A 21,451-nucleotide genomic window follows, 5' to 3' on the forward strand; every position below is an offset into this window, starting at 1 on the left:
ATCCGTGAATATTGACTGTGACTCCAGCGATTATGCGTCGATCTTCGCGTCAAAACGAAGACAAAGCGCCTAAATCGCTTTTATGGCGCGTTTTCTATCAATAACGCATCTACCCGCTGGAATCCGCGAGGCAGCTTGTTCCCGCGACGGCCGCGCTCACCTTTGTAGTGCTCCAGGTCATCAGCCTTGAGCGATAGCGTGCGTTTGCCTGCTTGCAGAACTAATGTTTTGCCTTCGGGTATGACCGCCAGATCCGTCACGTACTCTTCGCGGCTGGCCACACGCTCGCCGAGGATACCGATGATCTTGTTGCCTTTCCCTTTGCCTAACTGCGGCAAATCGGCAACTTTGAAGATCAGCAACCGTCCCTCGGTCGTTACGGCGGCAAGCCAATCCTGCTCGCGATTGGGGACTGGACGAGGAAGGATCACCTTCGCACCCTTCGGCAAACTGAGTAAGGCTTTGCCCGCTTTGTTCTTGGCCTGCAAGTCTTCGCCTTTCACGACGAAGCCATAACCGGCATCAGAAGCAATGACGTACAAGGCATCGTCGTCCGGTAGCAGCACGCACTCAAAGGTCGCGCCCGGTGGCGGCTGCAACTTTCCGGTCAGCGGTTCGCCCTGGCCACGCGCTGAAGGCAGTGTGTGAGCCGCCAACGAATAGCTGCGCCCCGTGGAGTCGATAAATACAGCAAATTGATTGGAGCGCCCAGCCGCAGAGGTTTTGAAACCATCGCCGGCTTTATAGGAAAGCCCTGTGGCATCGATATCGTGGCCTTTAGCGCAACGCACCCAGCCTTTTTCCGACAGCACAACCGTGACCTGCTCGGTCGGCATTAACTCGTTTTCGGACAACGCCTTGGCTTCGGTACGGGAGACAATCGGCGAGCGACGGTTATCGCCATAGGTTTCAGCATCGGCTATCAGTTCATTGCGGACCAGCTTGCGCAGCTTGGTTTCGCTGCCCAACAACGATTGCAGGCGCGCCTGCTCTTTGCGCAATTCGTCTTGCTCGGCCCGCAGCTTCATCTCTTCCAGACGAGCCAACTGACGCAAACGTGTATCAAGAATGTAATCGGCCTGAATTTCAGTCAGCCCAAACCGTGCGATCAACTCGGGCTTAGGATGCTCGGCCGTTCGAATGATGTGAATCACTTCATCCAGGTTCAGGTATGCCGTCAGCAAACCGTCCAACAGGTGCAAGCGACGTTCGACTTTGTCCAGGCGGAACTGTAAGCGCCGACGAACCGTGCCGATACGGAACACCAGCCACTCACTGAGCAACGCTTTCAGGTTTTTGAGCTGGGGTTTGCCGTCCAGGCCGATGATGTTGATGTTAACCCGGTAGCTGGACTCCAGCTCGGTGGTCGCAAACAAGTGCTGCATCAACTCATCGAGTTCGACGCGATTGGAGCGTGGAATGATCACGATCCGGCACGGATGCTCGTGGTCCGACTCGTCGCGCAAGTCGGCAACCATCGGCAGTTTCTTGGCCTGCATCTGCGCGGCGATTTGTTCCAGCACCTTGGCACCGGACACTTGATGCGGCAACGCAGTCACAACGATGTCGCCATCTTCGATGCGATACACCGCCCGCATACGCACCGAGCCTTTGCCGGTTTCGTACATTTTCAGCAGGTCGGCGCGGGGAGTGATGATTTCTGCTTCGGTCGGATAGTCCGGGCCCTTGATGTGCTCGCACAGCTCTTCGATGGTGGCTTTAGGTTCGTCGAGCAAATGGATACAGGCCGACGCGACCTCCCGCAGGTTATGCGGCGGCACGTCAGTGGCCATGCCTACCGCAATACCAGTGGTGCCATTGAGCAGAATATTTGGCAAACGTGCCGGCAACACTGCGGGCTCATCCAGAGTGCCGTCGAAGTTGGGCACCCAATCCGCAGTGCCTTGGCCCAATTCGCTGAGCAACACTTCCGAGTAACGCGACAGACGCGCTTCGGTGTAACGCATGGCGGCGAATGATTTGGGATCATCCGGCGCACCCCAGTTTCCTTGGCCATCAACCAGGGTATAGCGATAACTGAAAGGCTGAGCCATCAGCACCATGGCTTCATAACAAGCGGAGTCACCGTGGGGGTGAAACTTACCGAGTACGTCACCGACGGTACGCGCCGACTTCTTGTGCTTGGAGTCGGCATCAAGGCCCAACTCACTCATTGCGTAGATAATGCGCCGCTGTACGGGCTTCAGGCCGTCGCCGATATGCGGCAAGGCACGGTCCATGATCACGTACATGGAATAGTTGAGGTAGGCCTGTTCGGTGAAGTCGGCCAGTGATCGGCGTTCTACGCCATCCAGGCTGAGGTCAAGGGAATCGCTCATGCAAGCCTCATTTTTGTGTGGTCTGGCGCAGCAGCATGGTGCCGCCGCGCTGGGTAAATTCGAGTTGTTTCATTGCACTCATACCGAGCAGTATCTGTTCGCCGTCAAGGCCGGGCAACACCATGGCACGCACGTCATGCAGGACGATGTCGCCAAGCTGCAAACGTTCCAGCGAAGTCCGGAAGCCCTGAGCCATCCCGTTGGCGGTGCTGGTGGTCACTGGCATGCCGCGCTTCAGGTGCAAGGTGTCCGCCACCTCGGCAGGAATCGCAACGTCGGTGGCGCCGGTATCGAGCAAGAACTCCACGGTCTTGCCATTAATCTGGGCGTTGCCAACGAAGTGGCCCTGAGCATTGCTTTGCAATAAAACCTGGATATAGCCGTCACCATGTTGCGACGTCACGACCGGATTCGGGTTTTCCTGACGCTGTTCCCATACACCAAAATAACGAGTCGCCAAAAACAGCCCAGCGCACCATGCAAGGATCAACAGCACACGACCGGCACGTTTTCCCGGTGGCGACTGGCTCAAGGCTTGGCGCTCCAACCTTCCTTGGGCGCCGCGAACCGCCAGACAATCGGCCGTTTTTCACCGTCTGCCCGCGCACCAAAATTGTTATCGACGCCGATCCACGCGCCCTCTGCATCTATAACCAATGCTTCGGCCAAGCCAAATTTTTGCGCGTAGCGCTTTGCAGGCACCAGCGCGTCGTCAGCGAATGACCAACAGCGCTCGACTGCGCCGGTGTCGAGGTTGCGACGGCACACTTGGTAAGCAGCACGCTCCAGGGTAAATAGCTTCCCTTCGAACAGCGAAATATCAGAGAAATCTTTCGAAACGCTACGACTGCCCATTTGTGCAGGCATGATTTGCTTGCCGCCCTCGCTGAGCATTACGCAACTGCCTTTGCAATCCCAGGCGCCTTGCTCTCGACGAACCGACAGCAGCCCGCGTTTTTCACGCTCGGCTGCAAGCCACAGTTGATCGCCGGCAGGATTGATCGCAATGCCTTCGAAGATTGCATTGAAGTCCTGCAGCAGGCCGCTATCTCGGGCTTGTTGAACCACGCTCTTTGGAAGGTTCAACCAGTTCGGCGCGCCCGTGACCGGCACTTGCAACACAGAGGCATAGCCCTCGCTGACCAGGTATCGATTACCTGCGCCATCACAGGTCACGCCTTCAAAATCCAAACTGCCGCCACGAACCAGCGCCGAGGCTTTGGCCATCGAAACCAGAGTAAATGGCAGACCACTGTCTGGCACCGGCGGCACCAGAATCGCCTGACCTTCTGCTTTCCATACGGCAGCGGACGTGTCGAGGCGGTAGAGCAGCGCATCGTCGCGATCCGACACGGTCCACAACACACCACCGCAAGACGCCAGGCCTGAGAGGTTACCGCCGACCATGCCATCGACCGCATGCTCGGCCAGCATTTTCAGCTGTGGCACAGGGGCTGCAAATACCGGCGACGCGATCAACAGGAGTGCGCTCAACCAACGTCGCATCAAGTCAAAACCTCAGCCAGGTTGCCTTTGGATTCGAGCCAAGTCTTGCGATCACCCGCGCGTTTTTTCGCCAACAGCATGTCCATCATTTCAGACGTTGCCGCGTAGTCATCCAGCGTGAGCTGGACCAAACGACGCGTGTTCGGGTCCATGGTGGTTTCGCGCAATTGCGGCGGGTTCATTTCGCCCAGACCTTTAAAGCGTGTGACCTGAGGCTTGCCGCGCTTCTTCTCCGCCACCAGACGGTCAAGAATCCCGTCACGCTCGGCTTCGTCCAGTGCGTAATAGATTTCTTTGCCGAGGTCGATCCGGTACAGCGGCGGCATTGCCACGTAAACGTGACCGGCGTCGACCAGCGGACGGAAATGCTGAACGAACAACGCACAGAGCAAGGTGGCGATGTGCAGACCATCGGAGTCGGCGTCGGCGAGGATGCAGATTTTTCCGTAACGCAATTGGCTGATATCAGCGACGCCCGGATCGACGCCAATCGCGACGGCAATGTTATGCACTTCCTGGCTGGCCAGTACTTCGCCGCCATCGACTTCCCACGTGTTCAGAATCTTGCCGCGCAACGGCAAAATCGCCTGAAACTCTTTGTCCCGCGCTTGTTTGGCCGAACCGCCCGCAGAATCACCCTCAACCAGAAACAGCTCGGAGCGCATAGGGTCCTGCCCCGCGCAATCAGCCAGTTTGCCCGGCAATGCCGGCCCTTGGGTGACGCGCTTACGCTCGACCTTCTTGCTGGCCTTCAGGCGGCGCCCGGCGTTGTTGATCGCCAGTTCGGCCAGTTGCATGCCCAGCTCGGAGTTGGCGTTAAGCCACAGGCTGAACGCATCTTTGACGACACCGGAAACAAAGGCGGCAGCTTCACGGGACGACAACCGCTCTTTGGTCTGGCCGGAGAATTGCGGCTCCTGCATCTTCATCGACAGAACGAACGCAATCCGTTCCCACACGTCTTCCGGCGCAAGTTTGACGCCACGCGGCAACAGGCTACGAAACTCGCAAAATTCGCGCATCGCATCCAGCAGCCCCTGACGCAGACCGTTGACGTGGGTGCCGCCTTGCTGAGTCGGGATCAGGTTGACGTAGCTTTCTTGAACGCTGTCACCGCCCTCGGGCAACCACAGCAGCGCCCAATCGATGGCTTCTTTATTACCGGCAAAACTGCCGCAAAACGGCACGTCCGGCAGACGCAGGAAATCGCTGACAGCGTCCTCTAGATAGGAGCGCAAGCCGTCTTCGTAATGCCACTCGATTTTCTCGCCAGTGGCTTTGTCTTCGAAACTGACCAACAGGCCCGGACATAGCACCGCTTTCGCCTTGAGCACATGCTTGAGGCGGCTGACGGAAAATTTCGGCGTATCAAAATACTTAGGGTCCGGCGCGAAATAGACGCTGGTACCGGTATTGCGCTTGCCAACGGTCCCTATTACTGCGAGTTCGCTGGCCTTGTAGCCATCGGCGAAGGTCATTTCGTATTCGTTGCCGTCGCGCTTGACCCGCACCCGAACGTGATTCGAGAGCGCGTTGACCACCGAGATCCCTACACCGTGCAAACCGCCGGAGAACTGGTAGTTCTTGTTCGAGAACTTGCCGCCTGCGTGGAGTTTGGTGAGGATCAGCTCGACGCCCGAGACGCCTTCTTCCGGGTGAATGTCCACCGGCATGCCGCGGCCGTCATCGGAGACTTCCAGCGAATTGTCGGCGTGGAGGATGACTTGCACTGATTTTGCGTGCCCGGCGAGGGCTTCATCGACGCTGTTGTCGATGACTTCCTGGGCAAGGTGGTTCGGCCGCGTGGTGTCGGTGTACATGCCCGGACGCTTGCGAACCGGGTCGAGGCCCGAGAGGACTTCGATGGCGTCTGCGTTATAAGAGCTAGCGCTGGGATTGGCCATGGGGTCTCGTCGTCAGTTATTCATTAAAAGTCGGTCGCGTCATCGCGCAAAAACTGGATCTCCTGTAAGAGCCAACTTGTTGGCTCCTACAGGTTTACGTTTACAAGCTCCGGCGCGAAGCCGGCCATTGTCAGCAACACCGGCAAGCACTCGGCGAAGCCTTGAAAGCTGTGATCACCGCCCGCCTGGATACGCAAGGCACAAGCGCGGTAAAACGTCTGGGCGTGGCGGTAGTCGAGGGTCTCGTCACCCGTTTGCAGCCACACTTGAAAACGCTGCGGATCCTGCGGGGGCGGCACTTCCAGTTCGGCCAACGCCGTCACATGGTCGTGGGTCAGCTCCCAACTTTCGCCGCTGTACAGGTTCTGTTGAGTACCGAGGAACCCGTCGAACAACCGATGCGGATTGACCACCGGGTTGATCAGCACTGCCTTGAGACCGTGGCGCTCAGCCAAGTGAGTCGCATAGTAGCCGCCGAGTGAGCTGCCGACCAGCAGCGGCCTGCCCAGCTCGGCAATCGCGGCGTCGAGCTGAGCGATGGCCTGACGTGGATGATGATGCAGTGCAGGCACGCGTAACTGCGCGCCAAGCCCCAAGGACTGCATCAACGTCGATAACTGGCTGGCTTTTGTCGACAGCGGCGAGCTGTTCAAGCCGTGGATATACAGCAATGTTGAGGGTTCGCCAGTCATGTCCGCTCCCTTGCGTTCTTGATCGAAACAAAGACGCAGAGTTTACAGGGACTAACGCCGGATAACTTGCCTTCGGACGTTTCCCGCTAAAAACGGGACATGTCGCTCAATAACCTTCGCCGCCGTAGTCCACCTCAAAATCCAGCCCCTCGACCCGCGAGACTCCGGTTTCAAGCCGGCCGTCGGCGTACAGACGTAGCCAGCGATAGCCCGGCGCCGCAGTGTCGACCTTGAATTCGAGGCTGCCTGGGGCGAATTGAATACAGGTCGAAGGCGATGCCAGCAAACGCACGTTATGCCGCATCTGGTCGTATTCCTGATGCACGTGCCCCCACAGCACTGCCCGCACGTGGGGAAATTGATCAAGCACGGCAAACAGCTTCTCGGGATTACGCAGGCCTATCGGGTCCATCCACTGGCAGCCAATGGGAACCGGATTGTGGTGCAGGCACACCAGATGATGGCGCTCCGGGGCGGCGCTCAACGAGCGGGCCAGCAATTGCAACTGAGCGTCCTGCAAAAAACCGGGTACTGAACCGGGGACGGCGGAATCCAGCAAGGTAATGCGCCAATGGCCGAGATCGGTGATCGGCTCCAGATACTCACTGTGCCGGGCGGCTTCAGCCAACTCCGGTAGCTCGTCGTGATTACCGGGAATCCAGCGAGTGGGTGCCGAAATTTGCGCACTGACTTGGCGAAACGCCTCGTAAGACTCAACGCTACCGTCTTGGGACAAATCACCCGTTGCTATTAGCAAATCAATAGTCGGTTGTTCGGCCAAGACACGCTCGATCACCTTACTCAGGCTGTCGCGGGTGTTCATGCCCAGCAGTTTGCCGTCCGCGTTGGCAAAGAGGTGGCTGTCGGACAGCTGGACTACTAGCACCGACGATGCTTGATGGGATGCGCTCGGCAAAGGCCGTCTCCTTGGGCGGGATTGGGCGATTATGGTCGTAAGCGCGCGGACGGGCAAACCTTGGGGTGAGGAATGGGTCACATTGTGCGTGCGAATTCACTGTCATCGAAACCAACTCCCGCTACCGTTACTCAGCAGTAATCACTTTTTGATAACCTCTTATCCAATAATTATTTATCCTGCAACCACCTAAACCAAGGTATACGGTGCTCATGAATGACCCCGAGCCACCAGCTTTTATTGCACGTTATGGTTTATGCCAACCCAGTTTTTGTCCCGACATCACACTATTATCAAACACCGCACAACCTATTGAATGAAAACTAATGGTGTAGGAGCTATAAGGTTTTCAGCGCCTACCATTTCCCGTCTGTCAAAGTCTCTGTGGCTTGCCAACGAAAGCGTCAATGCAGGCGACCCAGGTTTCAGGTCAACATCAGGGGCGTGACTATGGGCCTCTTCGCAGGCAAGCCTGCTCCCACCGAACCTAAGAGTGCTCGTTTGCTGCGCGACATCGAAGACGTGGCAGCCCCTACAACAGGGTTTGCGTAGCCTTCGAATTGTTTCGATGAGTCGATCTTGCGGACGGCGAGTAAGCAACCGCAAAGCTAGCCACGACCAAACTTGGCATACGCTCCAAATCCAAACATAACCAATAGCAGCCCCCAACCAGCCCACTGCATAACAATCAGTTGGCGCTTCAGATTGGCGGGGAAATTCTTAAGATCCTCGGCGCTAACCGCCCCCCCGCCGAAGAGCCATACCAGGCGTGACCATCATTCCCATTATTAACCCAAAGACATAAAGCCGTCCCCAGAGACCTGTGTGTATGAAAAACACGCGAATCATAACTATTGAACTATTCCTCATATGACCCAGCATCAGGTCCATTTTGGTGTAGGCGAGATACAGCGCTATGGCGATCCAAATAAAAATACCTCCAAAATTTACTAGGCCTACACAAAGGAAAATTTTGTCAGCGGTACTCACATTCATTTATTGACCTCGTAAATCACTTTGCCTGCCGTTTCAACGCCTTTCCAGCAGATCTGTGCTGCAAAGCCCCCTCGCCAATAATTAAAACGCCACATACAAACGCTCCTACCCCGAAAACAAGCCGCGACTGGGTTTGACGCATACTGCAAGCCCTCACACTGCTTATTTTAAATACTAAACAAGATTGAGCTGGGCAACCACCCCTACACCAATCATTACTATTAAGACAACAATAGCGCAACAGTGAAACACTATTAGTCTCCATTTAATATTTGCGGGCAACCCACTGAGATCCTCCGCACTAATACTTCCTCTCTTAATATAAAAGTCGGAAAAGGTAACGAAGCCAGAAATCCCTCCAACTATTAATAGTCGCCCCCACGCCCCCACGCCCCTCCGAAACGTAGAGGCGTTAGAGCTTTGACAGCAGGGCTGTTTCTGAAGCAATCCAACAGCATATCCATTTTCGTATAGGCGATATGTAATGCAACCCCGATACAAATCACAGCTCCACTGAAATCTATTAACCCAACAGTGAGGAATATTTTGTCAGCAGTACCCAAGCTCATTCTGACCTCGTAAATCACTTCGCTTATCGCTTCAACGCGGTTGACGAGGGCGAGTAACTAACCGCAAAGCTAGGCATTACCGAATTTTGCATATGCTGCCAGTGCACACATAACCAAAAGCAGCCCCCAACCAACCCATTGCATCACAATCAGTTTGCGCTTCAGATCGGCAGGAAAATTCTTCAGATCCTCGGCGCTAACCGCCCCCCTCCGAAGAGCCATACCAGGCGTGACCATCATCCCCATTATTACCCCAAAGACATGCATCCGCCCCCAAGGACCCGCGTGTATCAAAAACCTGCGAATCATAACTATCGGACTATTCTTCATGTGGGCCAACATCAGGTCCATTTTGGTGTAGGCGAGATACATCGCTGCGCCAATCCAAGCAAGCATGCTTGCAAAATAAACTAACCAGACACAGAGGTAAATTTTATCGGCGGTACTAATGCTCATTTTCTGACCTCGTAAATCAACTCGCCTGCCTTTTCACCACCCATTCCCCCGAAATACCCTCCGGCGAAAGACCCTCCCCCCACTACCACAAGACCACATGCAAGTGTTCCCACCCCAGCAGTCGGAACCCCGATAGCAAAGCAGATCGCTCCAGTTCCGACGGCGCTTAAAATTCCGCCTGCGACAAAACCGCCTGCAGCCCCGCCGATAAAACCCCCTGTCTCCGTAAACTTCACCTTCTCACACGCCTCAACATCACCCGCCCGGCAAACATCCTGCACTTTCATATAAGAAGCCCCGCCGCTAATAGCAGTGCCCACCCAGCCACCATAATTTATGTACTTGGAGGCTTTGGACACTGCGGCTAAGTGGGTGGCGTATCCAGGGTTCATGTCGTGTGCACCGGCCCGGCCCCAGCGATGCACCAAGCTGCGGCTGGAAATGCCCAAGGCGGTTTTCAGTTTCGGGTGGTCGGGGTAGTCGATGGTATGTTTGGTCAGCGTGGTGAGGTGGGTGTCGAGTTGAGCAAACAGTTGTTTGCGTTCGGCAAAGAACTCGGGGGATCGCAGGTGCCCGTGTTGGTTGAAGGTGCGCTTGTGCAGGTCTTCAATGGCTTTCAGGATTTGTCCTACCGTGTCTATGTTGTCTTTGTAAACCGCCGCGGCCATGCTGGTCCCAATAGAGCCGTACTTGATGAAAGACTCGATTTCATCACGGTGGAGAACCATGAAGTCGGCTTCTTCCGGGCTAAGATCCTCCAATACCTTGTTCACCACGCGTGCCGTTGCCATCAGCCGCGCTTCTTCCTCGGTGCATCGCCCATTATCGGGATCGCTGAGCACAATCATTTGCCCGGCTTTTATCTGATTCAACCCAGGGTTCAGGATCCTGAACTTGGCAATGACCCTGGAACTGGCTGAGGTGAACAATTGCGCTTCCAGTCGTTCAACCGTAGTGCTTCTGGGAACGATGTAGAACCCTGGGTCATGCAGTTCGATGGGTTCCGGCTGCAGCTCTGGAGGAAAAAGCTGGTAACGCTCATATATTGACGTCGGAACCGGCAGGTGGAGGGTGGCCAGGGTCTTTTCATTGGTCACCTTAAGGTGTTGAGCAAAGACATAACGCAGTAAGCGCTCGGGATCAGGTCGCATAGCCGGTTGGGTGAGCCGTGGCACTGGAATGCGTTTGACGCTATTGCTTACGGCACGTTGGCGATCACGCGCCAACGCCTGCGATTGACTCGCAAGGCTGCGGTACTCTTTCAATATGGCGTCGATGCCCTGCGTGGGGGTTTTACGACCGAGTTCAACGTCATCAATAATACGTTTGGCGTAATAGGACACTTCCCGAATAAACAACACGCGCCCATGACCTTGATCAAGGTGTCGGGCGCTGACACTAAGGGCTTGTCCTTGCAGTTGACCTGCTGCTTGGTGGACATCCCAGATATCATCACTGCTGGCGCTCATCGTGGTTCACCCCAAAAGCCATAGCCGCTGGTGGCCGCTCTGAGGTTAGTGTAATTAATCTCACGGAAACGAAAAGCGACGTGCTCTCGCATTTCACCGTCAGATTGAAAGATCACATCAGGCATGTCCTGTGTCAGGTCGACAATGAGTCCACCCTTGATCGATATCGAATAAAACTTCTCCTGCGTACCCGAGGGCGTTGTTTGATAAAAATCAAACGTGCAGTCCAACTCTTCTCTTCGGGTCAGTGCTTGCTCTAATAAGGGAGACGATTTATCGATGTATTTGGAGATAATAATGGGGCCGTGGGTCGAGCTATTGTTATTCTCAAAATTGGCCAGGTTTCGAGTATAAGAAAGCATCATTATTTCGTCGGTATGCGCTGACTGGTATTTGTTGCCGATCGACTCTTTACTGGAGCAGCCTGCCGAAATCAATCCTTGAGCCTTGCCGGTAATTGTTACGTATCCAGGGTTAGCCATAACTACCTCTCCTTTTTGATGGAGGGTAGTTTATTGGAAAGTTTCCCCAGTTGGCTGTAGGACGTTTCTGAAAATCGCACGATGAAAAAATAATAAAGAGTCACTTTAATTGTTTGCTCGAACCCTGTTGCGCAACTTCTTGCGCAACTCAATCAACTATTCTAAACAATCGAAAAACCCTCAACGCACCACTTCAAACTCATGTCCACACGCCAAACAGTGACTCAGCCACTCACCCAAGAACAAATTAAGTTGAGCCTTTTCATCCGGCTGGTGCATGGCTTCGTTGGGGTATGGGTAGATGCCACGAAAACGGCGGGCGTGTTCGGCGCCGATGACTTCGGCCATGCGCGCGTCGTGGTACACCTGAACTTCGAGTTTGGGTACCGGGAGCCACGGCAGGCTGTGTTCCTGACGTACCTGCAAGGTGGTGGTGTAAGGACAGTCGAGGAGGACTTCGACCGCCAGTACGCCAAGCATTTGATCGCCTTGGGTCACGGCGACCCGGCGCGAACGCTGTTGATTGCGCATGTCCGGGAGCAGTCGCATCAAGCGCGCATAGTTTGCCTCGCAGGCAGCTTGCAGCCCGACGAGGTCAACCCTATAGCGCTCGCGCACAAGTCTCACGACCATAGCCCCCTGATTTCAGTTCGGTTCAATGCCAGCCATTGCAAAGCAATAAGCGTAGCGGCATTAAAAATTCGTCCATCGCTTATGGCTTTTAAGGCATCGTCAAACGCCCACACCGATACGCGAATATCCTCACCTTCCGATTCCAGACCGTGCAAACCACCCGCCCCCTCACTGTCGCAATGCCCCAGGTACAGGTGAACGTATTCACTGCTGCCGCCTGGGGATGGAAAGTATTTGGTGATTGGCACCATTTCGCTGAAAACAAGACCAGCTTCCTCTTCTGCCTCGCGGTGGGCAACCTCTTCCGGCTGCTCATCCTTGTCGATCAACCCGGCGACCAATTCAATCAGCCACGGATTGTCGATTTTGCCCAGCACACCGACTCGAAACTGCTCGATCAACACCACTTTGTCGCGCTTGGCGTCGTAGGGCAGCACGCACACCGCATCGTGGCGGACGAACAATTCACGACTGATTTCCTTGCTCATGCCCCCGTTAAAAAGCTCGTGGCGCAGGTGTACACGGTCCAGGCGATAAAACCCCTGATAGCAATTTTCGCGTCGCGTAATCTCTACCGCCGATGGGACGGAGTTGTTCGTGTCAGTCATACATTTCTCGCTACTGAGCCTGAACCGGCTTGGCAACATCCTAACGCGCTCTATCGCCAGATGCAGCCCCCAAACACTGCCATTGAAGCAACCACGGTAGACTAGCAGCCCGCAGACGACATCAAGTTAGCGTAGTGGCGAACTGATGGAGCTGTTTGCAGTCGAAGCACGTCGACCCGCCTTTTTTGTTTTTGCCAAGGATCACCATGTCATTGTTGAGGATCACTACCCTGGCTTGCTTCGCGCTGGCGCTGGGCGCCTGCCAAAGCTTGTTTCAACCCAATTTTCACTCACCGCTCGACGCTCAGCGTGACGCCTCGGAACAGATTAAACCGGGCTGCGCAACGCCGGACTGTCCCTTGGTGAACGTTGACACCGTGCATTTCCCAGACGAACCGAATCTGGACAGCCTGATCCAAAACACGCTGCTGCAGATGGCTCGGAATACGCCTGGGGCTACGCCATTACCGGCATCGCTCAACGCCTATGAACAGCAATTCCTGCAGCAAGCGCCGAACAGCACCAACAGCTATTTGCAGGCCAAAGTACGTGAGCAGCATGACGGTCTGGTGATCATTGAACTGTCCAGCTACCTGGAAAACGGCGGCGAACACGGCACGCCGGGGCGCGCGTTCATTAACTATTCTCGCCCGTTGCACAAGGCCCTGACGCTGCAAGACATGTTAGTGCCTGGTGAGGAAGATGCTTTCTGGCTGACGGCGCAACAAGCGCACAAAGAATGGATGATCAATACCAAAGTCGCTCAGGACCCGGCGTTCGTGCAGGCCTGGCCGTTCCAGAAAACCCCGAACGTCGCGTTGACGTATGGCGGAGTCATCCTGAAATACGGCGTGACGACGATTGCACCGTACGCCATGGGCCACATTGAGCTGAAGATGTCTTACCTTCAGCTCAATGGGATCCTCAAGCCAGAACTGTTCCCGAGCCGCGACTAAATACTCGGCCCAGTAGCAATTGCAACACGCCAGACACCACCAGCGCTGGCAGTGTTGCGCCCACATCCGGGTACAGATTCGCCAGCAGGTGATAAGTGCTGACGCCGCCCAACCACGCCAACAGGCTCATCCCGCGAAAACCGACGGTAGCGGCCTGAAGGCTGCGACGGCGCAGGATGAAGTGATCGACCAAAACCACGCCGAACAACGGCGCGAAGACCGAGCCGATCAGCAGCAAGAAGTTCTGGTATTGCGCCAATGGCGCCAAGCAGGCGATCAAGGTGCAAATCACACCGATACCCAAGGCCAGGTGCTCGACTTTGATCCGCAGCAGAATGCCACTGGAGACCGCTGCCGAGTGAATATCGGCGAAGGCGTTTTCCGATTCGTCGATCAAAATCAACAGCAGCGGAATACCCATCCCGGCACCGGCCAGCGCCAGCAACAGCGGGCTCATCTCACCACTTGGCGCGAATGCCAGGGTGTAGGCCACCCCCAGGCTCATCAGCCAGAAATTACCGATAAAGAAGCCCAACGCCGTACCGCCGAACACGCTTTTGGCGCGCTTGCCGAAGCGCGAATAGTCGGCAATCAACGGTAACCAAGACAATGGCATGGCGATGGCGATGTCGAAACCGACGGCAAACGGCATCGTGCCGTCGCCGGCGTGGGCCCACAACGCGGTCAGATCGGTCTTGGTCAACAAGTTCCAGGTCAGCCAAACGCAGGAGGCCAGCAACAGCCAAATGCCCCACTTGCGCAGGACCTTACGGACGAAGGTCAACGGGCCACTGACGGCCAGAAAGGTCGCCAGCGCGCCAAAAACCAGAGTCCAGAGCAACGGGTTCGCCCACAGGCTGCCGTCGGCAAATGCCCGTGCCCCCAACAAACTGGCGGCATCGCGCATCACGATGATCTCGAAAGCGCCCCAGCCAATCAGTTGCGCCAAGTTCAAAATCGCAGGCAGCGATGCACCGTGGGTGCCGAGGCTGAGCTTAAGCGCCGCCATGGCTGAAAGCCCGGTATCGCTGCCAATTACACCAACGGCAGCCAGCAGCAATACGCCCACTAGGGTGCCGAGAAAAATCGCCAGCATAGAACCTGACATCCCTAGCCCCGGTGCCAACAACGCGCCGGTCTGCAGAACCATCAGGCCAATGCCGAGGGAAAACCACAGGGAAAACAGATCTCGCCCGCCGAACACACGCTTGCCCAGAGGCACAGGAATGTCGGGAGAGTAGGTGTTGGATGCAATAGTCACGGGTGTGATCTCGGAGGAGCGGTTTATCCAAAACCTGTAGGAGCCAACTTGCTGGCGAAGCAAACGACGCGGTCAATTTGAAAAACCGCGCAGTCACCCTCGCCAACAAGTTGGCTGCTACAGGGGATTTTTCATCGGTTCAAATCAAACCTTCTTATACAACTGACTACCTTCCTGCTTGAAGCGCTCGGCCTGCTCACGCAAACCTTCCTGCACGGCAGCGTCCACGGTGTCGATTTTCTGGTTAGCCGCGTAGATGCGCACTTCCTGGGTGATCTTCATCGAGCAGAATTTCGGCCCGCACATGGAGCAGAAGTGCGCGACTTTTGCCGAGTCCTTTGGCAGGGTTTCATCGTGATACGAGCGTGCTGTGTCGGGATCGAGGCCTAGGTTGAACTGGTCTTCCCAACGGAATTCAAACCGGGCCTTGCTCAAGGCGTTGTCGCGGATTTGCGCGCCAGGATGCCCTTTTGCCAAGTCCGCCGCATGGGCCGCGATCTTGTAGGTGATGATCCCGGTCTTGACGTCATCCTTATTCGGCAGACCCAAGTGTTCCTTCGGCGTGACGTAGCAAAGCATCGCGCAACCGAACCAGCCAATCATGGCCGCGCCGATACCTGACGTAATGTGGTCGTAACCCGGAGCAATGTCGGTGGTCAGCGGACCGAGGGTGTAGAACGGCGCCTCGTCACAGCATTCCAACTGTTTGTCCATGTTCTCTTTGATCAACTGCATCGGCACGTGGCCTGGGCCTTCGATCATGGTTTGTACGTCGTGCTTCCAAGCGATTTTGGTCAGTTCGCCGAGGGTTTCCAGCTCGCCAAATTGCGCCGCATCGTTAGCGTCGGCAATGGAACCCGGACGCAGGCCATCGCCCAGCGAGAAGCTGACGTCGTAGGCCTTCATGATTTCGCAGATGTCTTCGAAATGCGTGTACAGGAAGTTTTCCTGGTGATGCGCCAGGCACCACTTGGCCATGATCGAACCACCACGGCTAACGATCCCGGTGACGCGCTTGGCGGTCAGCGGTACATAACGCAACAACACGCCAGCGTGGATGGTGAAGTAATCCACGCCCTGCTCGGCTTGTTCAATCAGCGTGTCGCGGAACAACTCCCAGGTCAGGTCTTCGGCCGCCCCGTCGACTTTTTCCAGCGCCTGATAAATCGGCACGGTGCCGATTGGCACCGGTGAGTTGCGGATGATCCACTCACGGGTTTCGTGAATGTGCTTGCCGGTGGACAAGTCCATGACCGTGTCCGAACCCCAGCGGATGCCCCAGGTCAGCTTGGCCACTTCTTCTTCGATGGAAGAGCCCAGTGCGCTGTTGCCGATGTTGCCGTTAATTTTCACCAGGAAGTTACGGCCGATGATCATCGGCTCCAACTCAACGTGGTTGATGTTGGCCGGAATGATGGCGCGACCACGGGCGATTTCGTCACGGACGAATTCAGCGGTGATGTGTTTTGGCACGCTGGCGCCGAAGCTGTGACCGGCATGTTGCTGAGTCAGCAGGCCGGCCGCGTGGGCTTCTTGCAGCTTCATGTTTTCGCGGATGGCGACGTATTCCATCTCGGCGGTGATGATGCCCTGACGCGCATAGTGCATCTGGCTGACGTTAGCACCTGCTTTGGCCCGACGCGGATTGCGCACATGGGCAAAGCGCAGCTTGGTCAGTTCGACATCGCTGAGACGCTGCTGGCCGAAGTTGGAACTCAACCCCGACAGGCGTTCGGTGTCGTTGCGCGAATCGATCCACGGCGAACGGATGTCAGCCAAGCCTTTGCGCACATCAATGATCACGTTCGGGTCGGTGTATGGGCCTGAGGTGTCATAAATAACCACAGGAGCATTGATCTCGCCGCCGAAATCGGTCGGTGTGACGTCCAGGCTGACTTCGCGCATTGGCACCAGAATGTCTGGGCGCGAGCCTTGAACGTAGATTTTTTGCGAACGGGTAAACGGCTGAACTGATCCTGAATCGACTTGGGCCGATTCACTCAAGTTAGCGGTGTTTTTAAATTTTGAACTCATCACGGGCACTCCAGACGTCATCCAGCGGCGGATTTATTGTCGGAGCAAACCTGAAACGGACGGGTGCACCAAGAACGGTGCTGAGCATAGAAAGGAAGCGCTACTGTTCACTTTATGAACAATCGACCCCGGACGACACTCAAGAGGACTCGCCGGGAGACGAGAAATCTTGTTCCCTACGCAGGCGCTAACCTGATCAGGTTCAACGGGATCCGGATTAACCGATCTCAGCCTCATAGCAAGGCACCCCGACAAGAACGACGCCAGTCTAGTGCAAGAGATGGGCATAACGCCAATAACGTTGAATATCACTCGATAAATGGCCGATATGCAGGATTGTTGCGAACTAAGCCGGGCACTACACTCGCTACGCGATTTATTACTCTCTTTAGGGAACGCCTCATGCTGCGCAAACTTTCACTGGCTCTTGCCGTGTCTTGTGCTTCCAATGGAATGGTCTGGGCTGCTGACGTGCCTTTGCCGACCAAGACGGGTTTGGTCAACGTCTACCAAGAGGCTGTGGATAACAACTCAGACCTGGCGGCCTCACGCGCTAACTACCAAGCGCAAAAAGAAGTGGTGCCCCAGGCTCGCGCCGGATTACTGCCCAACCTGTCTGCCGGCGCTGACGTGCAAACCACTCGCACCCAGATCGATCAGCCCTCGGCGAACTTCACTCGCAGTGGCACGGTGTATCAGGCCACGTTGAGCCAACCCATTTTCCGTGCAGACCGCTGGTACCAGTTTCAAGCCGCGAAAGACGTCAACGAAGAGGCGATCCTGCAGCTTTCCGCTACTGAGCAAAATCTGATTTTGCAAAGCGCTCAAGACTACTTCACGGTTTTGCGCACCGAAGACAATTTGGCCTCGACCAAGGCCGAAGAAGCTGCATTCAAACGTCAGCTTGACCAGTCCAACGAACGTTTCGATGTGGGTCTGTCAGACAAGACCGACGTGCTGCAAGCGCAAGCCAGCTACGACACGGCACGGGCTAATCGCATTGTTGCCAAGCGCCAGGTGGACGATGCGTTCCAGGCGTTGGCGACCTTGACCAATCGCGAATACAACTCCATCGAAGGCATTGTTCACACCTTACCGGTGCTGCCACCAACCCCCAATGACGCCAAGGCATGGGTGGACACGGCATCACAACAAAACTTGAACTTGCTCGCCAGTAACTACGCCGTGACGGCGGCAGAAAAAACCTTGAGCCAACGCAAGGCCGGTCACGCACCGACCGTGGATGCCGTTGCCAGCTACAAGCGTGGCGATAACGATGCGTTCGGTTTCAGCAACCCGAACTTCACCGGCCAAAACTATGGCGGCGACGTTGAGCAACGCAGTATTGCCATCGAGTTGAATGTTCCGATTTACAGCGGTGGCCTGACCAGCTCTCAAGTGCGCGAAGCTTATGCACGGCTGAACCAGAGCGAACAGCAGCGTGAAAGCCTGCGTCGCCAAGTGGTGGAAAACACCCGTAACCTGCACCGCGCGGTAAACACCGATGTTGAGCAGGTCCAGGCGCGCAAGCAGTCGATCATCTCTAACCAGAGCGCACTGGAAGCGACTGAGATTGGCTATCAGGTGGGCACCCGTAACATTGTCGACGTGCTCGACGCCCAACGTCAGCTCTACAGCTCAGTGCGCGATTACAACAACACGCGCTATGACTACATCCTCGACAACCTGCGTTTGAAGCAAGCAGCCGGGACATTGAATCCGGGGGACTTGCAGGACTTGTCCCGGTATTTGAAAGCTGATTACAACCCGGATAAAGACTTCCTGCCGCCGGACTTGGCTAAAGAGTCGGCGAAGAACTTCCAAAAGCCGTCAGAGAAGTGATTGCTGCCTACAACATCATCAACGTCGGACACAGCGCCTTCCCGGTATAGGTCCGACACAGGAACTCAATCTGAGCCAACTGGTTGGCGAGGCGTTTTACCTGACGAACTGCCTCCGTCCTCTCGCCAACAAGTTGGCTCTACAGATATTGGCATGAGCTTACAACCCAGCCACCCGCGCCAGCATGTCCAACAAACGCTGCAACGCGCCTTGGTTGGCATGCATTACCTTCAATCCGGCATCGGCCATTTGCTGGGCTTTCGTGGGTTGGTCGAATAGCTGTTGCACTGCTACTGCCAGCCCTTTCGCATCGCTCACTTCTTGCAACGCCCCGGCAGCGCGAAGCAGTGCGGCGATTTCCAGAAAGTTGAACAGGTGGGGACCGCTTAGCACCGGTTTGGCCAATGCTGCCGGTTCCAGCAGGTTATGCCCGCCATTGGCCACCAGGCTGCCGCCGACAAACGCACAATCAGCGATTGCGTAAAGAAACAGCAACTCGCCCATGGTGTCGCCCAGCAGCACCGAGGTGGTGGAGGTGACGGGCTGCGCGGTCGAGCGACGAACCGTTTCGAACCCTTGCTGCTGACACAAATCGTAAACGCTGTTGAAGCGCTCAAGGTGGCGCGGCACCAGAATCAATAACGCGTCGGGATGGCTGATCAGCAGTTGCCGATGGGCCGCCAACACGGTTTCGTCTTCGCCCGCATGGGTGCTGGCCGCGATCCACGTCGGACGCTGAACGGACTGCCACTGCTCACGCAAATCTGCCGCCCGGATCAACAACTGCGGGTCGATGCTCAAGTCGAACTTGATCGACCCGGTGACTTCAACACACTCCGGTCGTGCGCCTAGATCACGAAAGCGCTGCGCTTCTATTTCAGTCTGCACCGCGAGACCACTCATCTCAGCCAGCATCGGCCGCGTCAACTTGGCGAAACGCCCGTAGCCACGCGCTGAACGCTCGGACAACCGGGCATTAGCCAGCACCACCGGGATTGCGCGCTTGGCACATTGGTGAATATGGTTAGGCCACAGCTCAGTTTCCATGATCACCCCTAACCGAGGCTGGACATGATTCAAAAAGCGCCCCGCAGCCCACGGCAAATCGTAGGGTAAATAACAATGTTGAATCCGGGATTCGCCCGCGAACAAGGCTTTGATCCGCTCCGAGCCAGTGGGCGTCATGCAGGTCACGGTAACCGGCAACTGCGGGTAGCGGGCCAACAGGCTTCGAATCATCGGCGCCGCCGCGATGCTCTCGCCGACGGAAACGGCGTGCACCCAAATTCCGCCGCGCTGCATGGCTGGCAGGCCAAACGAGAAACGCTCGCCGATCCGTTGCGCATAAGCAGGGGCTTTGCGCGCCCGCAGCCAAAGACGCAGGGCTAGCAGCGGCAAGCCTAGGTGAAACAACACGCTATAAAGGACTCTATTCATGGCGGCGGAGTTTATCAGCCAATCGCTTGCAGATGCTGGGCAAAGCTATCGGCCAACCACCTCGCCGCCGGGCCCAGCGGTTCATCCCGGCGCCAGACCATTTCCACCACCAAGGCGGGCGGCGTCCAGTCGCTGATTAGCTCAACCATCAGGTTTTGATAGGCCGGATACTGCACCACATGTCGCGGCAGCCAGGCCCAACCGAGGCCGCGCATGAGCAGCTCGGCCATCACGTAGAAACTGTCAGCGCGCCAGACCTGCGCACTGATCTGTTCGCCGCCGGGGTAGCCGCTTTGCTGGGGCGCGATCAATAGCTGACGGTGGCGACCTAATAGCTGGCGACTCACCCGAGGCTCGCCCGCCAACGGATGCCCCACCGCACACACCGTGACCATCTCGACGCTGCCCAAGACCCGGCGCTCCAGGGCCTGGGGCATCTGTTCGTGGTGAAACAGCAAACCCAAATCCGCTCGACGCTCAACCAGCTTGCGCGCCACATCGCCCTGAGCGCCGCTGGCCAGTTGCATTTCCAGCGTCGGAAATCGTTCGGCCAAGGCTTCGAGACTGTCCAGCACCGGCTGATAAGGCATGGCTTCGTCATGGGCCAAGCGCAAGCGCGCCTCTTGACCGCGCATCAATGCCAGCGCCCGGCCATCGAGGCGCTCGCACTGACGCAGCAACTCTCGCGCCTCTTCCAGCAACGCACCACCGGCCTCGGTCAATCGGGGTTGCCGACCGCTGCTGCGTTCAAATAGAACCACCCCCAAATCGGCTTCCAGCAGCGCGATGGCGCTACTGACCGCTGACTGAGCGCGCTTCATGTCACGGGCTACGGCCGAAAACGAACGCTGCTCGGCGACGCTGACGAACAGACGCATTTGCTCAAGGTTCCATTGCATCGGCGGGCTACCTATCGATTTAGGATATGGGTAATGACTTTACCCCATCTGTTGAACCGCTAGAATGCGCAGCTTATGAAAAGGAGTAACACCATGACCGCCTACTACTATCTGGCCATCGCCATCTGCGCTGAAGTCATAGCCACCGTTTCCATGAAAGCGGTCAAAGGGTTCAGCACGCCTGTGCCGCTGCTATTGGTCATCGTGGGTTATGGCATCGCGTTCTGGATGTTGACGCTAGTGGTTCGCAGCATCCCGGTGGGTGTTGCTTACGCGGTCTGGGCCGGCATGGGAATTGTCATGGTGAGCATCGCGGCGCTGTTCGTTTACGGGCAAAAACTCGATGTGCCGGCGATGTTCGGCATGGGCCTGATTGTGGCCGGTGTGGTGGTGATTCAGCTGTTCTCAAAAACCGCCGGGCATTGAAAACGCGATCCTCTATAATGGCCAGA

At 56.3% G+C, this 21,451-nt stretch carries 18 protein-coding genes and 1 riboswitch; of the genes, 3 read left to right on the top strand and 15 right to left on the bottom strand.

Annotation, left to right across the window (positions count from 1 at the left end; genetic code table 11):
- Positions 1–80: 80 nt before the first annotated feature.
- The 11 genes from parC to RHM65_RS03375 form a co-directional block, all read right to left on the bottom strand.
- Entirely contained in the window at positions 81–2,339 is a 2,259-nt protein-coding gene (parC, locus tag RHM65_RS03325) for a DNA topoisomerase IV subunit A (protein WP_322167361.1), read from the bottom strand.
- Between the two features lie 7 nt (positions 2,340–2,346).
- Positions 2,347–2,871, bottom strand: a complete 525-nt coding sequence (locus tag RHM65_RS03330; protein ID WP_322167360.1) for a retropepsin-like aspartic protease family protein — start codon at positions 2,869–2,871, stop codon at positions 2,347–2,349.
- Positions 2,868–3,845 carry an esterase-like activity of phytase family protein gene (locus RHM65_RS03335; RefSeq protein WP_322167359.1) on the bottom strand — a complete coding sequence of 326 codons (978 nt, stop codon included), beginning with the start codon at positions 3,843–3,845 and terminating at the stop codon, positions 2,868–2,870. Before RHM65_RS03335 ends, RHM65_RS03330 begins: the two co-directional genes overlap by 4 nt.
- Positions 3,845–5,749: a DNA topoisomerase IV subunit B gene (parE, locus tag RHM65_RS03340; protein WP_322167358.1), complete on the bottom strand. Its 1,905-nt coding sequence runs from the start codon at positions 5,747–5,749 to the stop codon at positions 3,845–3,847. Before parE ends, RHM65_RS03335 begins: the two co-directional genes overlap by 1 nt.
- A gap of 86 nt (positions 5,750–5,835) precedes the next feature.
- A complete protein-coding gene (locus tag RHM65_RS03345) occupies positions 5,836–6,441 on the bottom strand; it encodes a YqiA/YcfP family alpha/beta fold hydrolase (protein ID WP_322184241.1) in 606 nt (201 codons plus the stop codon).
- A 106-nt stretch (positions 6,442–6,547) separates the two neighbouring features.
- Positions 6,548–7,357, bottom strand: a complete 810-nt coding sequence (gene cpdA, locus RHM65_RS03350) for a 3',5'-cyclic-AMP phosphodiesterase (protein ID WP_322167356.1) — start codon at positions 7,355–7,357, stop codon at positions 6,548–6,550.
- Between the two features lie 1,634 nt (positions 7,358–8,991).
- Complete coding sequence (locus tag RHM65_RS03355) at positions 8,992–9,378, bottom strand: hypothetical protein (protein WP_322167354.1); 387 nt, start codon at positions 9,376–9,378, stop codon at positions 8,992–8,994.
- The gene (locus tag RHM65_RS03360) at positions 9,375–10,847 is read right to left on the bottom strand and encodes a hypothetical protein (RefSeq protein ID WP_322184243.1); all 1,473 of its coding nucleotides are present in this window, start codon (positions 10,845–10,847) and stop codon (positions 9,375–9,377) included. Before RHM65_RS03360 ends, RHM65_RS03355 begins: the two co-directional genes overlap by 4 nt.
- A complete protein-coding gene (locus tag RHM65_RS03365; protein WP_322167352.1) occupies positions 10,844–11,329 on the bottom strand; it encodes an Hcp family type VI secretion system effector in 486 nt (161 codons plus the stop codon). The genes RHM65_RS03360 and RHM65_RS03365 overlap by 4 nt, the downstream gene beginning before the upstream one ends.
- A gap of 180 nt (positions 11,330–11,509) precedes the next feature.
- Entirely contained in the window at positions 11,510–11,962 is a 453-nt protein-coding gene (locus tag RHM65_RS03370; RefSeq protein ID WP_322167351.1) for a DUF1249 domain-containing protein, read from the bottom strand.
- Positions 11,953–12,570 carry an NUDIX domain-containing protein gene (locus RHM65_RS03375; RefSeq protein ID WP_322167350.1) on the bottom strand — a complete coding sequence of 206 codons (618 nt, stop codon included), beginning with the start codon at positions 12,568–12,570 and terminating at the stop codon, positions 11,953–11,955. The genes RHM65_RS03370 and RHM65_RS03375 overlap by 10 nt, the downstream gene beginning before the upstream one ends.
- 206 nt (positions 12,571–12,776) lie before the next feature.
- On the opposite strand from RHM65_RS03375, the gene RHM65_RS03380 reads away from it, so the two are divergent.
- A complete protein-coding gene (locus RHM65_RS03380; RefSeq protein WP_322167349.1) occupies positions 12,777–13,526 on the top strand; it encodes an RsiV family protein in 750 nt (249 codons plus the stop codon).
- On the opposite strand, the gene cytX is transcribed toward RHM65_RS03380, so the two are convergent.
- Together cytX and thiC are read right to left on the bottom strand one after the other, a co-directional pair.
- Positions 13,495–14,787 (bottom strand): putative hydroxymethylpyrimidine transporter CytX, encoded by a 1,293-nt coding sequence (gene cytX, locus RHM65_RS03385; protein WP_322167348.1) that lies wholly within the window; start codon positions 14,785–14,787, stop codon positions 13,495–13,497. The two genes, RHM65_RS03380 and cytX, sit on opposite strands and share 32 nt — an antisense overlap.
- 144 nt (positions 14,788–14,931) lie before the next feature.
- Positions 14,932–16,821: a phosphomethylpyrimidine synthase ThiC gene (thiC, locus tag RHM65_RS03390; RefSeq protein ID WP_322167347.1), complete on the bottom strand. Its 1,890-nt coding sequence runs from the start codon at positions 16,819–16,821 to the stop codon at positions 14,932–14,934.
- A gap of 156 nt (positions 16,822–16,977) precedes the next feature.
- Positions 16,978–17,082: riboswitch (TPP riboswitch) on the bottom strand.
- A 141-nt stretch (positions 17,083–17,223) separates the two neighbouring features.
- On the opposite strand from thiC, the gene RHM65_RS03395 reads away from it, so the two are divergent.
- Entirely contained in the window at positions 17,224–18,663 is a 1,440-nt protein-coding gene (locus tag RHM65_RS03395) for a TolC family outer membrane protein (protein WP_322167346.1), read from the top strand.
- A 159-nt stretch (positions 18,664–18,822) separates the two neighbouring features.
- Here the strand turns inward: RHM65_RS03395 and waaA are convergent, their stop codons facing one another.
- Entirely contained in the window at positions 18,823–20,100 is a 1,278-nt protein-coding gene (gene waaA, locus RHM65_RS03400) for a lipid IV(A) 3-deoxy-D-manno-octulosonic acid transferase (protein ID WP_322167345.1), read from the bottom strand.
- 14 nt (positions 20,101–20,114) lie between these two features.
- A complete protein-coding gene (locus RHM65_RS03405; protein ID WP_322167344.1) occupies positions 20,115–20,999 on the bottom strand; it encodes a LysR family transcriptional regulator in 885 nt (294 codons plus the stop codon).
- A 93-nt stretch (positions 21,000–21,092) separates the two neighbouring features.
- Here RHM65_RS03405 and RHM65_RS03410 point away from each other — a divergent pair, with 93 nt between their 5' ends.
- Positions 21,093–21,425, top strand: a complete 333-nt coding sequence (locus tag RHM65_RS03410) for a multidrug efflux SMR transporter (RefSeq protein WP_322184245.1) — start codon at positions 21,093–21,095, stop codon at positions 21,423–21,425.
- Positions 21,426–21,451 lie beyond the last annotated feature (26 nt).

Source organism: Pseudomonas sp. CCI4.2, from assembly GCF_034350045.1.
Classification (GTDB): domain Bacteria; phylum Pseudomonadota; class Gammaproteobacteria; order Pseudomonadales; family Pseudomonadaceae; genus Aquipseudomonas.